This window comes from Chamaesiphon sp. OTE_8_metabat_110 (assembly GCF_031382685.1).
GTDB lineage: Bacteria > Cyanobacteriota > Cyanobacteriia > Cyanobacteriales > Chamaesiphonaceae > Chamaesiphon.
Genome location: NZ_JANMZA010000671.1, coordinates 1 through 4,377, shown reverse-complemented (window position 1 = coordinate 4,377; position 4,377 = coordinate 1). Strand labels below are relative to the sequence as shown.

Sequence of the window (4,377 nt, the reverse complement as noted above, 5' to 3'; positions counted from 1 at the left end):
GATGCCACCACCAGCAATCACTAAGAACTGGTTGAAGTCACCGCCTTGACTGGAGATGCCATCATTCCAACCAATCCGCACGCCTTGAGTACCCAAGGAGGTAGCATCATTCTCGAATTTTGCTAGCTGTGCGCCACCATTTCGCTCTGGTACGGAGTAGACAGTAGTAGCACCTTTACCTTTTTGAGTTGACTCTAGATAAAGTGTGTAAGGAGTCCCCGACTTGAAGGTAAATTCGGCAAACGGTTTTCTAACTGCTTTACCAGCAGTACCGACCCGGTTTTTGCCTGGTTTGTCTTGAGCGCGGGCTTCCGAAATTAGGGGAGTTTTCTCGCCAGTGGCTAGATTGAGTACGCCAAAGGTAGACTGAGCAGAGTTGTTTGATTTGACAAACGCAAATTCAATGATGGTATCGCGATCGAATTGGACGGTATTGTTATTGAATTGTTCGTCAGCACTGGCAGAGGGAATGAAGCTACCGAATGCTGCTGTGGCAATCGCGCCGCAGCCGATCGCGAATTGACGGAATTTAGCTAGTTGGGTCATGATATTCAAGCCTGACTTGGCGATCGATGGATGGATGGTCGCAATTATCGAGAGTGAGCCGCGAGGCAAGAGTGGTCTCTATCGCTCTTGCCTTCAACAGGCTATCTATTGACGGGATACTGTCTCAGATTTTAGAGCAGCTCTCTACCAAAGTTGGCTGGTAGCTACCGAGTTGGTTGCAGTAGCACCACTCTTGACTGATTCAATAAACTGACGCGCTTCGGCTTGAGCAGCGGCGAGTTCTGCTGCGGCATCAGCTTCAGCAGCTTTAGCAGCTACTACTTCTGGGCGTGGAGCAGTACTAGGCGCACTGGCAGTAACATCGGCATTGGGACAACCACAAGCTGCAAGATCCGCAACACCTTTATCTACCGCATAGCGGACGGGGGTTGTATCTGCGGCAGCTACAGGTTGAGCTGCTTCGGCGGCTGAGAGGTTAGACACCGCAGTATCATAGCTAGCTTGAGCGACACTGACTCTGGACGAAATGGTTCCAGCCTGACCGCTAATCGCTGCACTAGCGCCACCGCCGGGAGTGCTTCCGCCACTATTACTACTACCAACGCTGACGCTGGGGATAGTGGTAACGTTACTACCGCTACTATTACTATTATTAGTAGCTGTTTGAGCGATCGCACTACCAGACTGTAGTAATCCAACGCAAGCTACTGTAGCGATAGCGCTACAACCGACGATCGCGTGGCGATATTTAGAAAGATTTAGCATGAATATCCAACCTTAATTTGAACGTTAATTATGGGTAATTGAGACTATTGGTAGACGACTGGCTTTTGCCAGTGACTGGCAAAAGTCTAGCGGCTTTAGAAATTAAAAGATACACTAGCACCCAATACAAATCTAGCACCACCGCTACGATTAGCAGGATTTTGACTTCTGGAATCAGGAATTCCTGCAATATCCCGGAAAGATGGGGTGATTACGAGCGGGAAATTCTCGAATGGGGCGATCGAAACGCCAGCAGCGAGATCTTGTCCCGTCCATTCTACGACGGCACTAACAGGTCTAGCGATCCGGACGCCGACAGAACCAAACACGTTTAATCCGCTACGATCGAGGCCACCAAACTCGTCGAATGGTAAAAATACACCACTACCAACACCAGCAGTTAAAGCCAGACGACTGAATGGGTCGTTGATGTCCTCACGCGTGCGGAGGATCTTGGTAGCAACTGCATAGTAGGAATTATTGGGATAGTCTGAGACGCTGTTGCTATTGTTACCAGCACCAAACTGAACCTTGGCAAATTGGTTCCAACCGATGGCGACAGCAGTATCTTCCGCAATCCGTTTGTGAACTTTGGCATTGAATGCACCACTACCAAATGCAGCACTGGAACCAAAGCTATTGATACTATAGGATAACTCGACCCCGACTGATTCACGAGCGTCGCCTAGACCGATACCTAGTCCGGCTGCACCGTCTGAAGTATTGGTATATCTAGTGCGAGATTGATAGTCAACGGAGAAGAACACCAAGTTACGATCGGCACCAAACCCTACGGGATTGAAGATCGCAAAAGCGGGAGAACTCTTGGGATTATAATCATTTGCATCAGCTTGCTGATTCTGATTATTTTTAATCGTGTCTAGCTGATTTTGGATGTCTTTGCTATCGCTGGGATTGGCAGGCGTTGTTGGTGGCGTACCGGGGATCGGCGCTGGCGGTGCGCTGGGACTCGTGCCTCCAGCAGGTGCGCTGGGTACTTCTGTGGGCGTGGGGGGTGGGGGTGGCGATTGAGCGAGAATATCGCTAGCAACCATTGGAGTAGCTTTTAGCTCCGAGTGGTAATCTGTAGTTGATAGTTTACCCAAACTAGCTGCATCACCAGTGATGGCTTTGGCGCTGTGTTTGATATCGGGCCTAGCATGAGCGGCTGATGCACCGACAAGGGGCATTAGACAACAACTGACATACCACATTAATTTCTTCATACTGGAAGTTTCCCAAATTTTAACGATCTGACGCGTAAATATTGTGTGACTGACTTGGAGATGGCAACATCTCTATTAAAAGTGTCAGCTCAAATGCTGACATAAATTTGACTCTAAGTATGTCTTCTATATTTTACTAGATAGTAACATGAGCATGTTAAATACTTTCAGCCATCTTACTCGCTTGCGATATATTCCGAGTATACTTTTGTTATTTCGGATTGACAAGATCTAGTCAATCGTGCGCTCGCGACTCTCGATTGCGATCGATTAATCGATCGTTCTTCTTTCATCGATGCTCGATTTAGGCAACAATATATCGAGCTTACGAGCCATTGTCTATCCGCCTTTGAGCAGAAATAGACGGGCGATCGCCTGACTCAAACAGTCGCAATGTATCGCTTACCGATTGGGTCGTTTACCTACTTCAGCACAAATACTTATCGGCCACCGGACAAAATTTTTACTAAACTAATTGGAACGGCGATCGCCAGTGCCAACCTGGAAATTATAGCCATTAGATAGTTGTAAAATTTGATGTTCGGTGATAAGGCACGATCCGACATTAGTTGCTGCCACAAGTTCATAAAAAATGAACTAATTATTTAAATTGTGCCCATATATGCGTTGAAATGAACATTGCCGTTAGAAATAATATACCTTTGGTCTAGATTGCGGTGGCACTCGGTCGGTGGCTAGTGGCTAATGTGAGATAATTAATTGAAAGAGCAGATTTTTTCCCCAGCACAATGCCGACAGCGACTACCACCTCGAATATGAATGCTTTTCCCCTCACTGCGGTAGTAGGGCAAGAAGCGATCAAATTAGCATTACTACTGACTGCTGTCGATCCAAGTTTGGGAGGGATTGCGATCGCCGGCGGTCGCGGTACGGCTAAATCAGTGATGGCACGGGCGATTCACTCATTATTTCCGCCGATCGAAATCGTCGTCGGTGGCGTCAGTAATTGCGATCCTAAAGTTCCGAGTGAATGGGACGATCGATTATTAGAACTACAGGCGATCGATCCTGATGTCGAATTACCCACAGCGATAGTTCCCGCTCCTTTCGTTCAGATTCCCTTGGGTGTCACCGAAGATCGCCTGCTGGGTTCGGTCGATTTGGATAAATCCGTGCAGGAGGGCGCATCGGTATTTCAGCCGGGATTGCTGGCACAAGCGCATCGGGGCGTGTTGTACATCGATGAAATCAATCTCCTCGACGACCAAATTGCCAATTTGCTCCTGAGTGTTCTCACCGATGGTCGCAATCAGATCGAGCGCGAAGGAATTAGCTTTCAACATCCATGTAAACCGCTGCTGATTGCCACCTACAATCCCGATGAAGGTGCCCTCAGAGAGCATCTGCTCGATCGGATTGCCATCTCGCTTTCGGCTGATGGCGTACTGGAAATCGACCAACGGGTGCAAGCTGTCGGACAAGCGATCTCTTACAGTGCTTCGCCCCAGACTTTCCTCGCCCAATATACCGAAGAAATCGACAATATCAAGACTCAAATCTTGCTAGCGCGGGAATGGCTCAAAGATGTCCAGATTACTCAAGAGCAAATCACCTATCTAGTTACTGAAGCCCTCCGTGGCGGCGTCATGGGACACCGCGCTGAATTATTTGCCGTGCGGGTGGCTAAAGCCGCCGCCGCTCTCGAAGGACGGACGAATGTTAATGCTGAAGACTTGCGCCGAGCGGTAGAACTAGTCATCGTCCCCCGCGCTACCGTCATTCAAACCCCACCTGACGAAAATAACCCACCCCCACCACCCCCACCACCGCAACAACCCCAAGACCAATCCGAGCAGGAACAAGACGAGCAGGAGGAGGAGAACGAAGACGAGGACGAGCCAGAAAATGAAGACCAGCC

4 protein-coding genes are annotated in these 4,377 nt (G+C 48.9%); 1 reads left to right on the top strand and 3 read right to left on the bottom strand.

Going from position 1 to position 4,377, the window contains the following annotated elements:
* The 3 genes from RMO52_RS24250 to RMO52_RS24240 all read right to left on the bottom strand — a co-directional run.
* On the bottom strand, window positions 1–615 hold a 615-nt coding region (locus RMO52_RS24250; protein WP_310419511.1), incomplete at its 3' end, for a hypothetical protein.
* A 75-nt stretch (window positions 616–690) separates the two neighbouring features.
* On the bottom strand, window positions 691–1,272 hold the full coding sequence (locus tag RMO52_RS24245; RefSeq protein ID WP_309737887.1) for a hypothetical protein: 582 nt from the start codon (window positions 1,270–1,272) through the stop codon (window positions 691–693).
* Window positions 1,273–1,367: 95 nt separating this feature from the next.
* The gene (locus RMO52_RS24240) at window positions 1,368–2,498 is read right to left on the bottom strand and encodes a hypothetical protein (protein ID WP_310419508.1); all 1,131 of its coding nucleotides are present in this window, start codon (window positions 2,496–2,498) and stop codon (window positions 1,368–1,370) included.
* Between the two features lie 749 nt (window positions 2,499–3,247).
* Here RMO52_RS24240 and RMO52_RS24235 point away from each other — a divergent pair.
* The coding region (locus RMO52_RS24235) for an ATP-binding protein (protein WP_310419505.1) at window positions 3,248–4,377 on the top strand (1,130 nt) is incomplete at its 3' end.

What these genes read in the sequence shown, in the direction of transcription:
- RMO52_RS24245 (WP_309737887.1), bottom strand. Translation starts at nt 1,272, where the DNA reads ATGCTAAATCTTTCTAAATATCGCCACGCGATCGTCGGTTGTAGCGCT.
- RMO52_RS24240 (WP_310419508.1), bottom strand. Translation starts at nt 2,498, where the DNA reads ATGAAGAAATTAATGTGGTATGTCAGTTGTTGTCTAATGCCCCTTGTC.